The organism is Bacillus sp. GM2 (assembly GCF_056155945.1).
This window is the reverse complement of record NZ_JBRKSZ010000007.1, coordinates 2,159,421-2,178,378: the sequence shown is the minus strand read 5'-3', so window position 1 is coordinate 2,178,378 and position 18,958 is coordinate 2,159,421. Positions and strand designations below refer to the sequence as shown.

General features: G+C 49.6%; 14 protein-coding genes and 1 pseudogene. 13 read left to right on the top strand and 2 right to left on the bottom strand.

What is annotated here, in order from left to right; translation table 11 throughout:
• The first annotated feature begins 96 nt into the window (after window positions 1-96).
• The 4 genes from ACVC9U_RS12045 to ACVC9U_RS12030 all read left to right on the top strand — a co-directional run bounded on the left by ACVC9U_RS12045 (window position 97) and on the right by ACVC9U_RS12030 (window position 6,238).
• Entirely contained in the window at window positions 97-2,730 is a 2,634-nt protein-coding gene (locus ACVC9U_RS12045) for an exo-rhamnogalacturonan lyase family protein (RefSeq protein WP_441390997.1), read from the top strand.
• Between the two features lie 149 nt (window positions 2,731-2,879).
• Window positions 2,880-4,340 (top strand): extracellular solute-binding protein, encoded by a 1,461-nt coding sequence (locus ACVC9U_RS12040; RefSeq protein WP_370510559.1) that lies wholly within the window; start codon window positions 2,880-2,882, stop codon window positions 4,338-4,340.
• A 41-nt stretch (window positions 4,341-4,381) separates the two neighbouring features.
• Entirely contained in the window at window positions 4,382-5,335 is a 954-nt protein-coding gene (locus ACVC9U_RS12035) for an ABC transporter permease (protein WP_075753209.1), read from the top strand.
• Window positions 5,336-5,353: 18 nt separating this feature from the next.
• Window positions 5,354-6,238 (top strand): carbohydrate ABC transporter permease, encoded by an 885-nt coding sequence (locus tag ACVC9U_RS12030; RefSeq protein ID WP_075753207.1) that lies wholly within the window; start codon window positions 5,354-5,356, stop codon window positions 6,236-6,238.
• A 37-nt stretch (window positions 6,239-6,275) separates the two neighbouring features.
• On the opposite strand, the gene ACVC9U_RS12025 is transcribed toward ACVC9U_RS12030, so the two are convergent.
• The gene (locus ACVC9U_RS12025) at window positions 6,276-7,604 is read right to left on the bottom strand and encodes an APC family permease (protein WP_075753470.1); all 1,329 of its coding nucleotides are present in this window, start codon (window positions 7,602-7,604) and stop codon (window positions 6,276-6,278) included.
• A gap of 321 nt (window positions 7,605-7,925) precedes the next feature.
• Here ACVC9U_RS12025 and ACVC9U_RS12020 point away from each other — a divergent pair, with 321 nt between their 5' ends.
• Window positions 7,926-8,879 (top strand): ring-cleaving dioxygenase, encoded by a 954-nt coding sequence (locus tag ACVC9U_RS12020; RefSeq protein ID WP_075753205.1) that lies wholly within the window; start codon window positions 7,926-7,928, stop codon window positions 8,877-8,879.
• Window positions 8,880-8,962: 83 nt separating this feature from the next.
• Here the strand turns inward: ACVC9U_RS12020 and ACVC9U_RS12015 are convergent, their stop codons facing one another.
• The gene (locus ACVC9U_RS12015; protein ID WP_075753203.1) at window positions 8,963-10,267 is read right to left on the bottom strand and encodes a S1C family serine protease; all 1,305 of its coding nucleotides are present in this window, start codon (window positions 10,265-10,267) and stop codon (window positions 8,963-8,965) included.
• A gap of 158 nt (window positions 10,268-10,425) precedes the next feature.
• Between ACVC9U_RS12015 and proG the strand changes: the two are divergent.
• From proG to ACVC9U_RS11975, 8 genes and pseudogenes are all read left to right on the top strand, one after another.
• A pseudogene (gene proG, locus ACVC9U_RS12010) lies at window positions 10,426-11,237 on the top strand (pyrroline-5-carboxylate reductase ProG).
• Window positions 11,238-11,455: 218 nt separating this feature from the next.
• Window positions 11,456-12,280: a M55 family metallopeptidase gene (locus ACVC9U_RS12005; RefSeq protein ID WP_075753199.1), complete on the top strand. Its 825-nt coding sequence runs from the start codon at window positions 11,456-11,458 to the stop codon at window positions 12,278-12,280.
• Window positions 12,281-12,295: 15 nt separating this feature from the next.
• Entirely contained in the window at window positions 12,296-13,222 is a 927-nt protein-coding gene (locus ACVC9U_RS12000) for an ABC transporter permease (protein ID WP_075753197.1), read from the top strand.
• Between the two features lie 4 nt (window positions 13,223-13,226).
• On the top strand, window positions 13,227-14,186 hold the full coding sequence (locus ACVC9U_RS11995) for an ABC transporter permease (RefSeq protein WP_075753195.1): 960 nt from the start codon (window positions 13,227-13,229) through the stop codon (window positions 14,184-14,186).
• A 6-nt stretch (window positions 14,187-14,192) separates the two neighbouring features.
• Complete coding sequence (locus ACVC9U_RS11990) at window positions 14,193-15,191, top strand: ABC transporter ATP-binding protein (RefSeq protein WP_020451081.1); 999 nt, start codon at window positions 14,193-14,195, stop codon at window positions 15,189-15,191.
• A 31-nt stretch (window positions 15,192-15,222) separates the two neighbouring features.
• Window positions 15,223-16,848, top strand: coding sequence for a peptide ABC transporter substrate-binding protein (locus tag ACVC9U_RS11985; RefSeq protein WP_441390992.1), 1,626 nt, complete (start codon window positions 15,223-15,225; stop codon window positions 16,846-16,848).
• Window positions 16,849-16,920: 72 nt separating this feature from the next.
• Complete coding sequence (locus tag ACVC9U_RS11980) at window positions 16,921-17,853, top strand: S66 peptidase family protein (RefSeq protein WP_237562666.1); 933 nt, start codon at window positions 16,921-16,923, stop codon at window positions 17,851-17,853.
• A gap of 18 nt (window positions 17,854-17,871) precedes the next feature.
• Window positions 17,872-18,951, top strand: a complete 1,080-nt coding sequence (locus ACVC9U_RS11975) for a mandelate racemase/muconate lactonizing enzyme family protein (RefSeq protein WP_075753189.1) — start codon at window positions 17,872-17,874, stop codon at window positions 18,949-18,951.
• The last annotated feature ends 7 nt before the right edge of the window (window positions 18,952-18,958 follow it).

Genomic DNA, 18,958 nt, shown 5'->3' with positions numbered 1-18,958 from the left:
CCGCGGCTTTTTTGTTTCGTTTTGCAAAAAAAGAGCAGGCACCTTTCTATCATAAGCAAAAAAGGAATATTGACGGTCAAAAGGCTAAACAGGAAAATGTTCACTGACCAATCGGTTGAACAGAAAGGAGGAACGCTTGTGAAAGCACAGGCTGAACTAAAATGGCTGAATAGGGCGCCTGCCGCGTTCGGCGGGGTGACTTGGGGTGTGCCTTGGGCAAGAGGAGTGCTGCAAAAAGGAGAGACGGTCGCCATTGCTGCGGAAAACGCCCCGTGTTTGCAAACATGGCCGCTCGCGTATTGGCCTGACGGCTCGCTTAAATGGACGGGTCATGCCGCAGTATTCCCTAAAGAAAGCGACAGCCAATTTACATTGAAAAAAGGGGAGCCCGGTGTCCCCAAAACCGTCATGAATGTCAGTGAGCAGAAAGATGAAATCAAGGTGAATACGGGCGCGATCGTCTGCAGGCTTGGGAAATCGGGGCCGGAACTCATCCGTTCGATTTCCATTTCCGGGGAAATGATGGCGAAAGAAGGACGGCTCATCGCTTTAAAAGAAAAAAGAAGCGGCTCAGATTCACAATGCATGTATCATATTGAACGGTTTGAGAGCATGATCAAACGTACGGCAATCGAACAAAACGGTCCGGTTAAGACAGTCGTCAAAATTGAAGGCGTCCACCGCGGCGGAGGCATCGATGTTTGGCTCCCTTTTACCGTCAGGCTGTCTTTCTATGCCGGTGTCCCGTCCATCCGGATCGTGCACACGATTTTCATCGACTGTGACGCAGAAACGGAATGGATCAAAGGACTTGGTTTTGAGATGAGCGCGGTTTTGAGCGGAGCGCCGAGAAACAGGCATATCCGCTATGCGGCCGACGGAGGGATTTACGGAGAGGCTTCTCAGCTGCTTGTGACGAGAAGATTTAATGAATCAAACGGGCTCTATGAACGACAGATTGCGGGACAGCCTGTATCGGAAGAGTCGGAAGTCGTGCGCGATGCGGAGAGAAACGCCGTCTGGAACGATTTTAAGCTCATCCAGGATTCCCCGCATCACTGGCGCTTAACAAAGCGAACCGGCAAAGACTGCGCCTGGGTGGACGCGATTCATGGAGGAAGAGCGAAAGGGCTGATGTATGCAGGCGGGGAAAACGGCGGCATCGCGCTCGGGCTCAGGAACTTCTTTGAAAAATATCCGTCATCGCTTGAAGCGAAAGGTCTTGCCGGCGGCGAAACGAAATTGGCGGTATGGTTCTGGCCTCCTGAAGCTGAAGCGATGGACTTCCGTCATTATTCAAAAGACACTCATGTTGAAAGCGCATATGAAGGGTTTGCCGAAATGAGATCAACGGCCGTCGGCATTGCCAATACGAGCGAAGTCAGCCTCGCCTGTTTTGCGAATCCGCCGAGCGATGAAGAGCTGAACAGAGCGGCGGACGAATGGCAAAATCCCCCGCTGCTTATTTGTGAGCCTGACTATTATTATCACACCCGCGCGCTGGGCGTTTGGAGCCTGAAAGATAAACGGCGCCCGCTCTCGGCTGCGCTTGAAGATCAGCTTGACGAGGCTCTCAAGTTTTACATGAACGAAGTCGATCAGCGGAGCTGGTACGGCTATTGGCATTACGGCGATGTGATGCATACGTACGATGCCGTCCGGCATGTATGGCGGTACGACCTTGGCGGCTATGCATGGCAAAATACGGAACTCGTACCGAACCTCTGGCTTTGGCAGTCTTTTTTCAGATCCGGGAGGGAAGACGTCTTCAGAATGGCGGAAGCGATGACCCGTCACACTAGCGAAGTTGACTGCTACCATTTCGGGGAGTATAAAGGCCTCGGTTCAAGGCACAATGTCCTCCATTGGGGCTGCGGGTGCAAGGAAGCGAGAATCAGCATGGCCGGCCTTCATAAGCCTTATTACTTTTTGACGGCGGACGAGAGAACGGGAGACGTGTTATCTGAAGTGAAAGATGCCGATCGAGCGCTTGAGACGCTTGATCCGATGAGAGCCTATTATCCGGAAAAAGAGTTCCCCGCCCACGCGAGAGTAGGACCCGACTGGGCGACGTTCTGTTCCAACTGGCTGACGGAATGGGAGCGGACAGGCGATGAAGCGTACCTTGATAAAATCAAACGGGGGATCAGCCGGCTTAAAGCGCTGCCGCTTCGTCTGTTGTCCGGACCGACTTTCGGATACGATCCTGAAGCTTCAGATCTGCTTCATATGGGAGACGGGAATCATGGCGGCTATCATATGGTCATCGCCTTCGGCGCCCCGCAAACATGGATGGAGCTTGCAGAACTGCTTGAGGATATCGAATGGAAGGGGATGCTGGGGGAATTCGGCGAATTTTATTTGCTGACTGATGAAGAAAAGCGCAAAAGGAGCGACGGGAAGCTTCACGATGATTTATTTCACTGGCCGATGTTCTCCGCTGCCATGGCCGCTTATGCTGCCCGGCTCCGCCAAGACCGGAAGCTTGCCGAAAAAGCGTGGCGCCTGTTGCTCGATGAAAAACAAAGCCATACACCGCTGCCGATCACTCCAAAACAGGTCCATGCCTGGAAAACGATCACTGAAATCCCCTGGGTCACGACAAACTGCGTCTCACAATGGTGCCTCAACACAATAGCCGTGCTGGAGCTGCTCAAAGATATGCCGCCTGATCAGGACATGCAAGAAAAGATCATTCAGGCAATGAAAGATCATCCCGCTCGCGTGTGAAGGCAAAAAATGAAGGTTGCCGGAAAAATGTAAGCGCTTTAAATTTGAGTGGAACAATTGAGACGATTAAAAGGGGGAATTGTACAATGGCAAGACTGAAGCTGAAGGGAAACAAATGGCTCACTGCACCCGCTGTCTTTTTGCTCTTGATGGGGTGCAGCGCAAATGAGACGGCCAATCAAGACAGGAAAGGAAAAGAGAAAGATGCCATTCATATTATGGCTCCGCTCCTGTCGCCGGAAAGTCCGGGAGAAAACAGCCCGTCTTTAAAAGCGCTCGAAACATACACGAAAAAACAAATCAAAGTGACATGGGTTCCGAACTCTTCCTATAATGATAAATTCAACATCGTCATGGCCTCGGGAGATTTGCCGCAAGCCATCGTCGTCACGGACAAGTCGCCGGGATTTATCAAGTCTGTCAAATCAGGTGCGTTTTGGGAGCTTTCACCTTATTTAAAAGACTACCCGAACCTCGGAAAGGCCGATAAAAAAGTGATGAAGAACAGTTCCATCAACGGCGAGATTTACGGCATTTACAGGGCGAGGGACCTGATCCGCGCTTCGATCATCATCAGAACGGACTGGCTCGAAAATGTCGGTCTGGAGATGCCGAAAACAATCGATGAATTTTACGACGTGCTGAAAGCGTTTAAAGAAAAAGACCCCAACGGAAACGGGAAAGATGATACGTACGGCATGGTGGTGCCGAAATGGATGGGGCTTGGCAACGGCAGCCCATGGGATATTATGCAGACGTGGTTCGGCGCACCAAACCGCTACGGAATAGACGAAAAAGGGGAACTCATTCCGGACTTCACGACAGAAGAGTATATGGAAGCACTGCGGTTTTTCAAAAAACTGTATGATGAGGGGCTGATCAATAAAGACTTCGCCGTCATGGATTCAGCGAAGTGGAACGATCCAATCGTCAAAGGAAAAGCGGGTGTGATCGTCGATACCGGTTCGCGGGCCTCGCAAATTCAAAGCGCAATGGAAGAAGCAGATCCCGCTAACAAGGATGTGATCGACGTCACCGGAACGGTCAAAGGCCCGAAAGGAACGTATACATTCCCGACATCGGGATACGCCGGAATGATTGCCATTCCGAAAGCGAGCGTCAAAACGGAAAAAGAATTGAAAGAAGTGCTCGGCTTCCTGGACAAAATGAACGATGAAGAGGCACAAATTATTGCCAACAACGGTATAAAAGGGCGCAACTATAAGCTTGAGAACGGAACGTACACGTCCCTTGAAAAAAATAATAAAAAACTGCTTTATGAGCACGAAGGTCTTGCGCAGTTCAGCATGGGCATTCCGGAACAAAGATACTATGTGGAAAAACAAGAATCAAAGCTGTTCAAACACCGTGAACAGATTCTTAAAGAAGGGGAGAAAATCGCCGTATTCAACCCGGCCGAATCGCTCGTTTCAGATGTATACACCCAAAAAGGGGCACAGCTTGACAACATCATTCTCGATGCCAAAACGCAGTTTATCATCGGCGACATCGATGAAAAAGGCTTTCAAGATGCCGTTCAGCTTTGGTATAAAAGCGGCGGCGAAGATTTGATGAAAGAACTGAACAAGCGCTTCAAGGAGACGAAATAGCTCAGGTCTTCAACCGGCATACGAAAGGGGGGATGCAGCACGTGGAAATCACCGCAAAAACAGGGAAAACCGCTGTTAAGCCAGAAAAGAAACCGACTGGGCTGCAAGCTGTAAAACGGGATAAATGGCTCTATCTTCTGCTTGTTCCCGGTGTTTTATATTTTCTCATCTTTAAATATTGGCCGATGTGGGGCGTGTTAATCGCCTTCAAAGATTATTCGCCTTATCTCGGATTTTGGCAGAGCGAATGGGTCGGGTTCGAGTATTTTAAAGATTTCTTTATGAATCCTGACTTCTTCCGCCTGCTCCGCAACACGCTTATGCTGGCCGCTCTCGATTTGATTTTTGCATTTCCGGCTCCGCTGATTGTCGCTCTTCTGCTGAATGAACTGCGGCACGCCATCTATAAACGGTGCATTCAGACGTTTATATATGTTCCGCACTTCGTCTCATGGACGATCGTCGTCAGCATGACGTTTGTCTTTTTCACAGTTGATACGGGCGTGATGAATAAAATGCTGCAAAGCATAACGGGCAAAGAGATTGCGTTTCTCTCAGATCCCGAATGGTTCAGGCCGATGATTGTGCTGCAAAGCATATGGAAGGAGACGGGCTGGGGAACGATCCTGTTTCTGGCGGCGCTCGCTTCGGTTGACCAAGAGCAGTATGAAGCAGCAGTGATGGACGGGGCAGGCAGATTAAGGAGAATGTGGCATATTACCCTTCCGGCCATCAGAAGCACGATCGTCGTGCTACTCATCTTGAGAATCGGCAGTTTTTTAAACATCGGCTTTGAACAGATTTTTTTAATGACCAACTCCTTAAACCGGAGCGTGGCTGAAATCTTTGACACGTATGTCTATGTTGTCGGAATTACGCAAGGCGCATACAGCTACAGTACGGCAGTCGGGCTTTTCAAATCGGTTGTCGGAATCATTCTGATATTCGGCGCCAATTATATCGCGAAAAAGTTTGACCAGGACGGTCTGTTTTAATGAATGGAGGTGAAAAGGATGTCCGGTGCGGAAACGATCCATAACACAAAAGCGGGTCGGGTATTCGATTGGTTTAATGTGATCTTTCTCGGCTGCTGCGGACTGATAACCGTCTTGCCTTTTCTGTATATTATCGCGGGATCTTTTGCCACGGAGGCCGAGCTGGCGGAAAAGAGCTTCTTTATCTTTCCTGAGACGTTTTCGCTTGACGCGTACCGCTATATTTTTTCAACGCCGACATTTATCAGGAGCATGGGGGTGTCTGTGTTCATTACGGCTGTGGGAACGATCGTCCAGCTCTTTTTTACATTTACGATGGCCTATCCCCTTGCAAAACGGCACATTAAGGGAAGAAACCTGCTTTTGAATCTCGTTATTTTTGCAATGCTTTTCAGCGGAGGAATGATTCCGACGTATATTGTCGTCAAATCACTGGGACTGCTCGATTCGTACTGGGCGCTGATATTGCCGATGGCGATTAATCCGTTCAATCTCATTATTATTAAGAACTTTTTTCAGCAGCTTCCGAAAGAGCTTGAAGAGTCGGCAAAGATTGACGGCTGTTCAGAAATCGGCGTGTTCTTAAGGATCGCGCTGCCGCTGTCAAAGCCGATTATTGCAACTTTTGCGCTGTTTTATGCGGTCGGCATTTGGAACGACTTTTTCCATGCTTTGCTGTACATCAATGACAGCGCGAAATGGCCGCTGCAAATGGTGCTGCGCCAAGTGACGATTCTTTCGGATCTGACGGGGACGACGAATGATATGATGGAAACGGTGCCGCCTGAACAATCGATCAAATTGGCCGTCATCGTCATTGCGACGCTTCCGATTTTAGCCGTGTACCCGTTTTTGCAGAAGCATTTTGCTAAAGGCATTCTGATCGGGTCTGTGAAGGGATAAAAAAAACCGCCGGGCACTTGAGCCGGCGGCTTACGGCTCAGGCGGCTGAGCCGTTTTTATTTCTTTTTTTCATCCAAAAATAAACCGGGAGACCGACGAGGCCGATCAAAATCGACCACAGGCAGCTGTAAAAGTCAGTGATAAGCGTGCTGATGAGAACAAACAGTGATCCGAGAATCGCTGCAACAGGCAGGTAAGGATAGAGCGGCACGCTGTAAGATCTCCCTTGGCCGTTCTTCTGTCTCCGCAAAATAAACACCGCGAAAAACGCCATGACATAGAAGATGTAAATCATAAAAATCGAAACCTCTGACAGCTTTTCTGGATTGCTGATGATCATTAAGATGACAGCGAACATCATCTGGACGATGACCGCGATCCAAGGCGTATGGAATGCCGGATGAACATGCGAGATCCAGCGGGAGAACGGAAGCTGTTTTTTCTCAGCCATCGCAAAGATCACGCGCGGAAAAGACAGAACTTTTCCGTTTAAGCAGCCGAAGATGCTGACGATAATTCCGATGGAGATCAGCTTGCCGCCGATCGGACCGAACAGCATTGTCGCGGCTGTGCTTGTCGCATTTTCGCCGAGCTTTACAATCTGATCGGCAGGAAGAATGTGAAGCAGCGCCAAGTTAATGAACAGGTAGCAGGCTGTGACGATCAGTATGCCGCCTGTCATCGCTTTCGGGAGCACTTTTTCCGGGTTCTTCATTTCTCCGCCGAGTGCCGCAAGAAGGATCCAGCCGTCATACGCGAATAACGTCGCCAATACCGCCGCTCCGAAGTTTTGGCTGGCGATGCTCTCTGTGACTGTACTGAAAATATGTTCATCGCCCTGCCATAGACCGAACACGATTATACATACAATGGGAATCAGCTTTCCGATCGTTGTGACCGTCTGTACCGCTCCGCCGTATTTTGTTCCGACGATGTTGACGATGCATAAAAAGGCGACGGTGATAATGCCGATGAGTGCAGTCCATGATTTATCCCAGGAAAACAAGTTGGCCACTAGCGAGCCGAAATATAATCCGAGTGCGCCGATGATGGCCGGTCCGTAGATGATGATCTGCACCCAGCCGCATAAGAACCCCCAGAACTCGCCGTAAATTTCTTCAAGATATGTGTAAAGCCCGCCCGTTTTCGGAATTTGAGCGCCCAGTTCGGCGATTGTCAGCCCGCCGGCTAGCGTCAAGACTCCGCCAAGAAGCCAGGCGAAAAGAGCAATTTGTGCGTTTCCGGAATAGGAAAGCACGCTGCCGGGCTTCATAAACACGCCGGAACCGATGATCGTTCCAATCACAAGAGATAGCGCAAATAACAAGCCTATCTCTTTTTTTAGTCCGTTTGCTTCTGCATTCATTGCGATGCCTCCCATTGATGTAATCTCTTTTATAGAAAACTATTTTTATATTGTAATACCTTTTTTAAAAAAGAAAAATTAAATAAATTTTCAGATTTTCGTATTTCTTGTTGATGTTAAACATTTTAAGGTCGTAAAACCCGAAGGGGGCAACAATAACCGAACCTTAATAAGTGATTTTGGGTTTATTGTTAGTTTTTTGAGGGATCGGCAGGAAGGGAAGGTCCTGTAAGACGGTTTGGTTGACTTTTCAAATCAAATCGCCTATTTTTGAGAAAGAAGAAATCTCGAATTCGAGATATTTAATGAGGAGATGAGAGAATGAACGTAAATGGCATCCACCACGTATCCGCTTTAACGGCAAACGCCCAACATAATCTGGATTTCTATGTCAAAGGGCTTGGCATGAAACTGATAAAAAAATCGGTCAATCAGGATGAGCCGACGATGTACCATTTGTTTTACGGTGATGAAGTCGCGTCTCCGGGTTCAGATTTGACCTTTTTCGAAATTCCGATGCTTGCCAGGAGGCGGGAAGGGACGAACTGCATTTCGGCCGTATCACTTCGGGTTCCCGGCGAACAAGCACTCGAATTTTGGAAGAGGCGGCTTCATGAGCTCGGCGCAGAGACTTACGGCATCGAGACGCGTGCGGGGCGGAGCGTTCTCCGCTTTTTAGACCATGAAGGACAGAACATGATGCTTGTGGCTGATGAAAAAGGAAAAGATCATGGAGTGCCTGTGAAAAACGGCGTCATTCCTGAGGATGTCGCGATTAGGGGGCTCGGCCCGGTCGAACTGACTGTCAGGGACGCCGGTCCGACGGCGGCGGTGCTGACCGATATTCTCGGCTTTCATAAAATCGGTGAGGAACAGGCTGATGAAACCGGTCGAACGCTTCACATTTTTGAATCGGGTGAAGGAGGAGCAGGCGCGGAAGTGCATGTGAAAGAGTCAGATGACGGCAGGAGAGAGCGTCCCGGGAGAGGAAGCGTCCATCATGTCGCATTCCGCGTCAAAGATGAAGAAGAACTTAAACAGTGGCATGAGAAAATCAGCGAGAACGGCTTTACGAATTCGGGGATTGTGGAACGCTATTATTTTAAGGCGCTGTATTTCAGAGAACCGAACGGCATACTTTTTGAACTGTCAACTGACGGGCCGGGCTTTGCCGTTGATGAATCGATCGATGAGCTCGGCCGGAGCCTTGCGCTTCCGCCGTATTTGGAACATCGGCGGAAAGAGATTGAAGCGCGGCTGAAACCGATTCAATAGAAAACGAGGTCCCTGAAAAGGACCTCGTTTTTTTATATAAAAGACATCCGGCGCAGCCGACAGCCTAAAAGGGGGGCATGCTGTTAAGATGATGCGGATTCTTTTTGGTCAAGCGTGATTTGTTTTGTCATTGTTTTGCCGTTTCGAATGAGGGTAACCTTTACCGTATCCCCGATTTTTGCATCGTTGTAAAGAAGGTTGCGCAGCGCGCTTCCCGTATCGGTTTCTTTTCCGTTAAAGCTGACGATGACATCGTTCTCTTTAAGGCCCGCTTTATCAGCAGGGGAGCCTGAAGCGACCTGGCGGATGTAGACGCCTTTGTTTAACTGGCTGCCGCTTAATCCGAGGGTGCCTGTTTGATAGTTTTCCGGCACCTGCTCAAGATCCATCATGCCGATTCCGATGAACGGGCGCTCAATTTTTCCTTTAGACATCAGCTCTTCTGCAATCGGTTTGACATCATTGCTTGGAATCGCAAATCCGATGCCTTCCACTCCGCTTTCACTGATTTTCATACTGTTGATGCCGATCACTTCGCCCTTTGTATTCAAAAGGGCGCCTCCGCTATTGCCGGGATTGATGGCCGCGTCTGTTTGAATGACGTTCATCTCGGTTTGGCCTGCGGACGTATCAACGGAAACGGTCCGGTCAACACCGCTGATGATGCCTTGCGTCACCGTGCGGGACAGATCTTTGCCGAGCGGATTTCCAATTGCAATGACCGATTCACCCGCTTTCAAGCTTGACGAATCGCCGAAAGATGCGACTTTTTCGACGTGATCAGCGGAAATTTCAACAACGGCAAGGTCTGTCAAGGAATCGCTGCCCAGCAATTTTCCTTCCACTTCTTTGCCGTTTGACAGGGAAACCGTCAGTTTAGATGCGCCTTCGACAACGTGGTTATTTGTAATAATGTATGCTTTGCCGTTTGCTTTTTTATAAATGACACCTGAGCCTGTGCCTGTTTCTTGTTCGCTTGAACTGCTGTTGTTGCTGTTGCTTTCAAAGCCAAACATACCGCTATCCGTTTGTTTTTGATAGTTTGAAATACCGACGATGGCGGGAGATACATGTTCCACCATTGTTGAAATGTCAGACGAATTGGTGCTGGACAATTTTTCGGTGTTCGCTTTATTGGAAGAAGCCGATGAGTTCGACGTCTCGTTAGTTTGTGTCTGGACGGATGTATTGGCCGTTTCGTCTTTGCTATGCTGGTATGTCGTGACGCCGAGAACGAGGCTTCCTCCGATGATGCCGCTGAGAATCGGCGTCATCCACGAGAATCTCCGCTTTTGCTGTTCTGCTTTTTTTATCGCCTGGTCGGGCTTTTGATCGGAGACGATGAGTTCGTTTTTCGTTTCAAGCTGATCTTCTCTATTATATTCCATCATTTTCACGCTCCTATTGTTATCATATCCTTTGATGCCTCAATCATAAACAAAGACTGTGGGATAAACATGAAAACATTGTGGGAAATTGTCAAAGAAAAAGGATAGAATAAATAGGGTGCTATTTATAATATGACATGTCAGAGGTGTTCTAAACGTTGAAAAAGATTGGATTTATCGGATACGGAAGCATGGCGCGGATGATTGCAGTGAAACTGCTTGATCAGGAGAAAATCAGCGATGACATGGTGGTCGTCAGCTCAAGGAATGACGTGAAAACAGAGGAGCTGAGAAAGCTTTATCCGAATGTCGCCCGTCAATCGACCGAAGAGCTCGCCAAACAGTGCGGGCTGATCTTCATCTGTGTACCGCCGATGGCGGTAAAAGAAACGCTTGAGAAAATACAGCCGTTTCTTCAGGAGGATGTCCACATTGTTTCGATTGCGCGGGGGTCGAGCTTGACCGGCTTCACGACTGGACAAGCGGACAGGTGACGAGATACATTCCGACCCTCACATCTGAAGCCGGGATCGGCGTTTCGCTTGTTGTCCACGGCGAGCGGGTTGCTGAGGCGGACAAAAGCCGGCTGGAAGAATACCTTTCCGCCTTCAGCACAGTCAAACAGATCAATGAGAGAGATATTGACGCTGCGAGCAATTTAACAAGCTCTTCACCGGGGTTCATCGCTTCGATCTTTGAAGAATTTGCTCAAGCTGCCGTCAGAAACAGCAGTCTTACGAAAGAAGAAGCGTTTCAATTTCTGATTCATTCATTGCTGGGAACGGGCAAGCTGTTAATGGAAAAAGACATGACGTTTACACAAACGCTTGATCGGGTGGCGACAAAAGGCGGCATCACCGGAGAAGGAGCGGAAGTCATTCAAAATACCATGCCGGAAGTCTTTGACGAGCTGTTCGCCAGAACGATGAAGAAATATGAAGATATCAAAGACGCCGTCCGCCGGCAGTGAGCCGCGGCGTTCATCGACATATCCGGACATCCCAAAGTTGCCTGCACAGGCAGCTTTTTTATTTGCGTTCGACAACATTCATCAAAATTCCAATTTTATATTAAATTTCTAAAATTACCAATGGTTATTGCATTTCTATTAAAATTCTAATATAATTTGTTAGAATATTCCCAAAATAATAAAAAATTTGAGACGTTTTTCATAAGGGGTGGTTTTTTGTGAAGCTGTATATGTCTGTTGATATGGAGGGGATTACCGGACTTCCGGATGATTCGTTCGTCGATTCAAGCAAGCTGAACTATGAGAGAGGCCGGAAGATCATGACGGACGAGGCCAATCATGTGATTGACGAAGCGTTCAAAAGCGGATGCAGAGAGGTGCTTGTCAATGACAGCCACTCTAAAATGAACAACCTGTTAATTGAGCGGCTCCATCCTGAAGCGCTGCTCATTTCCGGAGATGTCAAACCGTTTTCGATGGTCCAGGGACTTGACGATACATGCGATGGAGCTGTGTTCGTCGGCTACCATGCGAGAGCATCGATGAGAGGCGTGATGTCGCACAGTATGATTTTCGGCGTCAGACATTTTTACATAAACGACCAGGCGGTGGGCGAGCTGGGTTTCAACGCTTATGTTGCCGGTTATTACGGCGTCCCGGTCCTCATGGTTACCGGTGACAGCGAGGCGGCGGCTGAGGCGGAGGAGCTGATTCCGAACGTAACGACAGCGGCCGTCAAGGAAACGGTATCCCGTTCGGCGGTCAAATGCCTGACGCCAGAGAAAGCGGGGCAGCTATTAAGAGAGCGGACGGCATATGCGATTCAAAACCGCAGTCAAGTCAAGCCGCTCACGCCTCCGGACAGGCCGGTGCTGCGGATAGAGTTTGCCAATTACGGCCAAGCCGAGTGGGCGAGTCTGATGCCGGGTGCTGAAATCGAACCGCAAACGACGACTGTCCGCTATCAAGCGAAAGACATTCTTGAAGCCTATCAAGCGATGCTTGTCATGACCGAGCTTGCGATGAGAACGACATTCTCCTAGGAAGGTGGGATGAAAATGGCGGGTTACATCATGAAGCGGCTTCTGTCGATGCTGGCGACCATTTTGGTGATTACGACATTGACCTTTGTGATGATGAAAGTGATTCCTGGCTCTCCCTTCAATGAAGAAAGAAACACGAATGAAGCGGTTCAGCGCAACCTTGAGGCTTACTATCAGCTTGATGAGCCTCTCTTTGTTCAATATTTGTATTATGTCAAGTCGATCGTTACCTTTGATTTTGGGCCGTCGATCAAGCAGCCTTCACAAAGCGTGAACGATTTGCTGTCAAGAGGGTTCCCTGTTTCATTTGAGCTGGGGATGACGGCGCTGATTATGGCGGTCATTTCCGGGATCGCACTCGGAATCTTTGCCGCGCTGCGGCAAAACGGCATCATCGACTATATAGCGATGACCATTGCCGTTCTCGGCATTTCGGTTCCCAACTTTATTATGGCGACTTTGCTGATACAGCAATTCGCAGTTAATTGGAACATATTTCCCCCGTCGACATGGACGAGCCCGCTTCATATGGTGCTTCCGACTGCGGCTTTGGCAATGGGGCCGCTGGCGATTATCGCAAGGCTGACCCGTTCCAGCATGATCGAAGTGCTGACACAGGATTATATCCGAACGGCTCGGGCTAAAGGGCTTTCCCATTTTAAAATTGTCATGAAGCACGCCTTGAAAAACGCCCTTATGCCTGTTGTAACGATTCTCGGGACGCTTACCGCTGCGATTTTAACGGGAAGCTTCGTCATCGAAAAAATCTTTGCGATTCCCGGCATGGGAAAATATTTTGTTGAAAGCATCAACTCTCGCGATTACCCCGTGATTATGGGCACCACCGTTTTTTACAGCATCATCCTCATCATCATGTTGTTTCTTGTCGACATGGCCTACGGAATCCTGGATCCGCGTATTAAACTGCATAAGAAAGGGTGAGCTTATGAGCCTTCCAGTCCGCACAGAAAACGAAGCGTCTTCAGGCAGTGATATCCCTGTTGAATGGTTTGCCCCGCTAAAACAAAAGCAGGATGAGCGTGAATCCGTCGCAAGGCCGAGCCTGTCATACTGGCAGAACGCCTGGCGGATTTTACGGAAAAACAAGCTGGCGATGGCGGGATTGAGCGTGTTAATCTTCCTGTTCATCATGGCTGTTCTCGGACCGGTTCTTTCTCCGCACAGCGTCACCCAGCAGACGCTTTCCGAGCAAAACCTGCCTCCGTCGGCGGAGCATTGGTTCGGAACCGATGAGCTCGGACGCGATGTGTTTACAAGAACGTGGTACGGAGCGAGGATTTCACTGTTTGTCGGCGTGATGGCGGCTTTGATCGATTTTGCAATCGGCGTCATCTATGGCGGCATCTCCGGCTATAAAGGCGGCAAAACAGACCACGTCATGATGCGGGTCATCGAAGTGCTGCACGGACTGCCTTATTTATTGGTCGTCATTCTTCTCATGGTCATGATGGGTCCTGGACTCGGGACAATCATCGTGGCGCTGACCGTCACCGGCTGGGTCGGCATGGCGCGGATCGTCAGGGGTCAGGTTTTGAAGGTGAAGCATGATGAGCATGTTCTCGCATCCAAAACCTTCGGAGCGAAAACGATAAGGATCATCAGGCGGAATCTCCTTCCGAACATGATGGGAGCGATCATCGTCCAGATGACCTTGACGGTGCCGTCGGCTATTTTTGCCGAAGCGTTTCTCAGTTTCCTCGGTTTGGGCATTCAAGCGCCGTTTGCGAGCTGGGGTGTCATGGCGAACGACGGCCTTCCGGTGATCTTATCGGGACATTGGTGGCGGCTGTTTTTTCCCGCTTTCTTTATTTCATTAACAATGTTCGCATTTAATGTCGTTGGAGACGGGCTGCAGGATGCGTTAGATCCGAAGCTGAGGAGGTAATGTATTTTGCGGAAAAAAGTATTGGAAGTCGAGAATCTGCATGTTTCATTTACGACATACGGCGGCACGGTTAAAGCTGTCCGCGGCGTGAGCTTTGAGTTATATGAGGGGGAGACGTTTGCGATTGTCGGTGAGTCGGGATGCGGAAAAAGCGTGACATCGCAAAGCATTATGCGGCTTTTGCCGAAGTTTTCGGCAACGATCACAGACGGTCTGATCCGCTTTAAGGGAAAAGACTTGCGCCATCTGTCCGAAAAAGAGATGAGAAAGATCAGAGGGGCTGAAATCTCAATGATCTTCCAGGATCCGATGACGGCCCTGAATCCGACCTTGACCGTCGGAGACCAGCTCACAGAAGCGCTGTTGGAACATCGGCCCGTATCTAAAACAGACGCTCGAAAAGCTGTCATTTCGATGCTTGAGCTCGTCGGGATTCCGAATCCGCAAGAGCGTTTGAGGCAGTATCCGCATCAATTCAGCGGCGGGATGAGGCAGCGGATCGTGATCGCCATGGCGCTCATCTGTGAACCGGAGATTCTGATTGCGGATGAACCGACGACCGCGCTTGATGTTACCATTCAGGCGCAAATTCTTGAGCTGTTTAAAGACATTCAGCGGAAAACCGGTGTATCCATCATTTTAATCACCCATGATTTAGGCGTAGTCGCACAGACGGCGGACAGAATCGCCGTGATGTACGCCGGGAAAATAGCGGAAACGGGAGCGAGGAGGGATATTTTTTACCGTCCGCAGCACCCGTATACAAAAGGCTTGCTGCATTCTGTTCCGAGGCTTGACCTCGAAGGTGCGGATCTCGTTCCGATTGACGGGACGCCGCCGGACTTGTTTTCTCCGCCTGAAGGGTGTCCGTTTACGGCGCGCTGTTCCTATGCAATGGAAGTGTGCAGCAGGGTTTATCCTGCCGTTGCAGAAGTCTCGGCGGGGCATCGTGTGTGCTGCTGGCTTCAGGATGAAAGGGCGAAACGGGCTCTACTGACGACATAATCATGAAATCGATTTTCAATGGGGGGATTTGATGAAAAGGCTAGCGAGCGTATTGGCTGCCGCATTTGCGGTCATTCTGCTGTTTGGATGTACGGCAAATGAACAGGCTGGGCAGGAAACGAAGAAGAAAGCGAAAGAAACGGCTGGACAACAGGTCCTGAGGCTGAACAATGAAAATGAACCGACATCTTTTGATCCGCCGATCGGCTTTAATAATGTCTCATGGCAGGCGCTGAACAATCTGATGGAAGGTTTGACTAGGCTTGGCGCAGACCATGAACCGGAAGCGGCGTCCGCCGAAAAGTGGAACATTTCCGACGATGGGAAAACATATACTTTTACAATCCGTGATGATGCCAAATGGTCGAACGGAGACCCTTTAACCGCTGGGGACTTTGAATATGCGTGGAAGCGTCTGCTCGATCCGAAAACGGGCTCCTCAGCCGCGTTTTTAGGCTACTTTATCGAAGGCGGCGAGGCCTTTAACAGCGGAAAAGGTGCGAAAGATGATGTCAAAGTCAAAGCGGAGGATGAAAAAACGCTTAAGGTGACGCTCGAAAGTCCGCAGCAGTCGTTTTTAAGCATTGTAGCCAATCCGGCTTTTTTCCCGGTTCCTCAGAAAATCGCCGAAAAAAATCCGAAATGGCATGAAGAAGCTGCTACATTCGTCGGCAACGGTCCGTTTAAACTGACAGAATGGAAGCATGATGAAAGCTTTACGATGGTAAAGAGCGATACGTATTGGGACCGGGATACTGTGAAGCTTGATAAAGTGACATGGTCGATAGTCGATGACAGAAATACCGACTACCAAATGTTCGAGTCGAATGAGCTTGATACGGCTTATGTCCCGGCTGAAATGAGCGAGAAGCTGATGGGTTCTGACGAGGTGAAGGTGTTCGATCAGGCAGGTCTTTACTATTACAGGTTCAATGTTAATAAAGAACCGTTCCAGAATGAAAAGATCAGAAAAGCGTTTGCGATGGCCGTCGATCAGCAGGAAATCGTCGATTATGTCACAAAAAACGGTGAAAAACCGGCCCACGGGTTTGTGTCTCCGGGAATCAAAGGACCGAACGGCAAGGATTTTCGCGAGGAAGGCGGCGATTTGCTCAAATATGATGCCGATGAAGCGAAACTGCTGCTCGAAAAAGGCATGAAGGAAGAAAACTACGAAAAGCTGCCCGCCGTTACGCTGACATACAGCACAAAACCGGAGCATAAAAAAATGGCGGAAGCGATTCAGCAGAAGCTGAAAAGTACACTCGGCGTCGATGTGAAGCTCGCCAATATGGAATGGAACACATTCCTTGAAGAACAGAAGGCGCTCAAATTTCAATTTTCCCAAAGCTCTTTTCTGGCTGATTATGCGGACCCGATCAACTTCCTGGAAAGCTTTCAAACGGGTAACGCAATGAACAGAACCGGCTGGAGCAATTCAGAGTATGACGAGCTGATCAAGGCGGCGAAAAATGAAGCTGATGAAGAAAAGCGCACCGAACTGCTGCATCAGGCTGAAGAACTGCTGTTTGAAGGGATGCCGATCATACCGATCCACTTCTACAATCAAGTCCATTTGGAAAAGGAGAATGTGAAAGGCATCGTCCGTCATCCGGTCGGCTACATTGAACTGAAATGGGCCGAAAAAACGTCATGATCAAACTTGTCCGTCTGCACTTTCTTTGTGCCCGCCACCGCACAGAGGCGGGCGGACTTTTCATAAAGGGGGATGTCTCAGTTGAATATTGCGCCTCAAAGATTAATGCAGGGAGATACGGTCGGTGTGATTGCGCCGGCCAGTCCGCCCGTCCCCGAAAAGCTTGACCGCGCCGTCCGGTTTTTAAAAGAACTCGGGCTTGAAGTCAAAGTGGGACGCTCAGCCATTGAAAGACACGGCTATTTGGCGGGGAGCGATGAAGAGCGCTTGGAGGATCTGCACGACATGTTTGAAGACCGTTCGGTCAAAGCTGTCATCTGTGCCTGCGGAGGTTATGGCACGGCGCGGATTGCCGAGAAAATTGACTACCGTCTCATCAAAAGCCGTCCGAAAATTTTTTGGGGCTATTCAGATATCACTTTTTTACATACAGCGATCAGGCAAAACACCGGACTTATTACATTTCACGGTCCGATGCTCAGTTCGGACATCGGCAAAGAAGACGTGCATCCGCTCACCCGGCGCTCCTTCCGGCAGCTGTTTCAAAAAATGACGCTCACCTATACAGAGGAGCTGTCGCCTTTGGAAACGCTCGGAAACGGTGCGGCGAAAGGGGAGCTCGTCGGCGGAAACCTTGCTCTTCTGGTGACGACGCTCGGTACGCCTTATGAAATTGATACGAAAGGAAAGCTTTTGTTTATCGAGGATGTCGATGAAGAGCCTTACCGAATTGACCGGATGCTGAATCAATTGAAAATGGCCGGGAAATTATCGGACGCCGCCGGCATCTTGCTGTGCGATTTTCATAACTGCATTCCGAAAAAACGCGGTGAGTCGCTCACATTAAAAGAAGTTTTCCAAGATTATATCGCCGCTGCAGGAAAACCGGCGCTGTCAGGCTTTAACATCGGCCATTGTTCACCGAATATTGCTGTTCCGGTGGGGGTGCAAGCCGTCCTTGACGCCGACAAAAAACAGCTTACTATCAATCCGGGAATTTCTTGATGGAAAAAGGAGGCTGCCATGAAGATTGCCGAAATGACGACAAACCGCATCGCCGTGCCGCTGAAAAAGCCGTTTAAAACGGCGCTTCGAACCGTCCGCACCGCGGAAGCTGTCATTGTCAAACTAACGGCTGAAAACGGGATGACAGGCTGGGGCGAAGCGCCTCCGACTGCCGTTATTACCGGTGAGACGCTTGACAGTATTGAGGGGGCAGTCAACACGATATTCGCACCGGCGCTCTCCGGGCGCAACTTGCGAATGGCGGAGGCGATATTTCATGACATCGACAAGCTGATTGTTGGAAATACAAGCGCAAAGGCCGCTGTAGAAACAGCCGTCTACGATTGTTTGGCTCAGCTTTGCGGTCTTCCCCTGTATCAATTGCTGGGCGGATACAGGCGGGAGATCGAGACGGATTTTACCGTCAGCGTCAATGACCCGGAAGAAATGGGGAAAGACGCGGCCCGTTATGTAAAAGAAGGGTTTCGTACGCTCAAAATTAAAGTAGGAAAAAACGACATGGCAACAGACCTCGAACGGATCAGGGAAATCCGCAAACAAGCGGGGTCCGCTGTCCGGATCCGCGTGGACGCCAATCAAGGCTGGACTGCGAAACAGGCTGTCAAAGCGATTCGGAAAATGGAGGATGAGGGGCTTTCGATCGAGCTTGTCGAACAGCCGGTCCACCGGTGCGATCTCGAAGGCTTGAAACAGGTGACAGATGCCGTCGATACGCCGATTATGGCGGACGAAAGCGTGTTTACCCCAAGGGATGCTTTTCACGTGCTGAAAACGAGAAGCGCCGATCTCATCAATATTAAACTGATGAAAGCGGGCGGCATCCGCCAGGCGCTGAAAATCAACGCCATGGCAGAAGCGTGCGGAGTGGAATGCATGGCCGGAAGCATGATCGAGACAAGGATCGGCATCACAGCAGCCGTCCACTTCGCAGCAAGCCAGAAAAATGTGACAAAATTCGATTTTGATGCGCCGCTCATGCTGAAGGAGGATATTGTTGAAGGCGGCATCCGCTATCATGGAGGAACGATCACGATACCGGATGCTCCCGGACTCGGTATCACGAAAGTCAACCATTGAGAGGGGG

Excerpts from the sequence above, each read along its gene's own strand:
- ACVC9U_RS12045 (WP_441390997.1), top strand. The coding sequence starts at position 97 with ATGTTCACTGACCAATCGGTTGAACAGAAAGGAGGAACGCTTGTGAAA.
- ACVC9U_RS12040 (WP_370510559.1), top strand. The coding sequence starts at position 2,880 with ATGGGGTGCAGCGCAAATGAGACGGCCAATCAAGACAGGAAAGGAAAA.
- ACVC9U_RS12030 (WP_075753207.1), top strand. The coding sequence starts at position 5,354 with ATGTCCGGTGCGGAAACGATCCATAACACAAAAGCGGGTCGGGTATTC.
- ACVC9U_RS12025 (WP_075753470.1), bottom strand. The coding sequence starts at position 7,604 with ATGAATGCAGAAGCAAACGGACTAAAAAAAGAGATAGGCTTGTTATTT.
- ACVC9U_RS12020 (WP_075753205.1), top strand. The coding sequence starts at position 7,926 with ATGAACGTAAATGGCATCCACCACGTATCCGCTTTAACGGCAAACGCC.
- ACVC9U_RS12015 (WP_075753203.1), bottom strand. The coding sequence starts at position 10,267 with ATGGAATATAATAGAGAAGATCAGCTTGAAACGAAAAACGAACTCATC.
- ACVC9U_RS12000 (WP_075753197.1), top strand. The coding sequence starts at position 12,296 with ATGGCGGGTTACATCATGAAGCGGCTTCTGTCGATGCTGGCGACCATT.
- ACVC9U_RS11995 (WP_075753195.1), top strand. The coding sequence starts at position 13,227 with ATGAGCCTTCCAGTCCGCACAGAAAACGAAGCGTCTTCAGGCAGTGAT.
- ACVC9U_RS11985 (WP_441390992.1), top strand. The coding sequence starts at position 15,223 with ATGAAAAGGCTAGCGAGCGTATTGGCTGCCGCATTTGCGGTCATTCTG.
- ACVC9U_RS11980 (WP_237562666.1), top strand. The coding sequence starts at position 16,921 with ATGTCTCAGTTGAATATTGCGCCTCAAAGATTAATGCAGGGAGATACG.
- ACVC9U_RS11975 (WP_075753189.1), top strand. The coding sequence starts at position 17,872 with ATGAAGATTGCCGAAATGACGACAAACCGCATCGCCGTGCCGCTGAAA.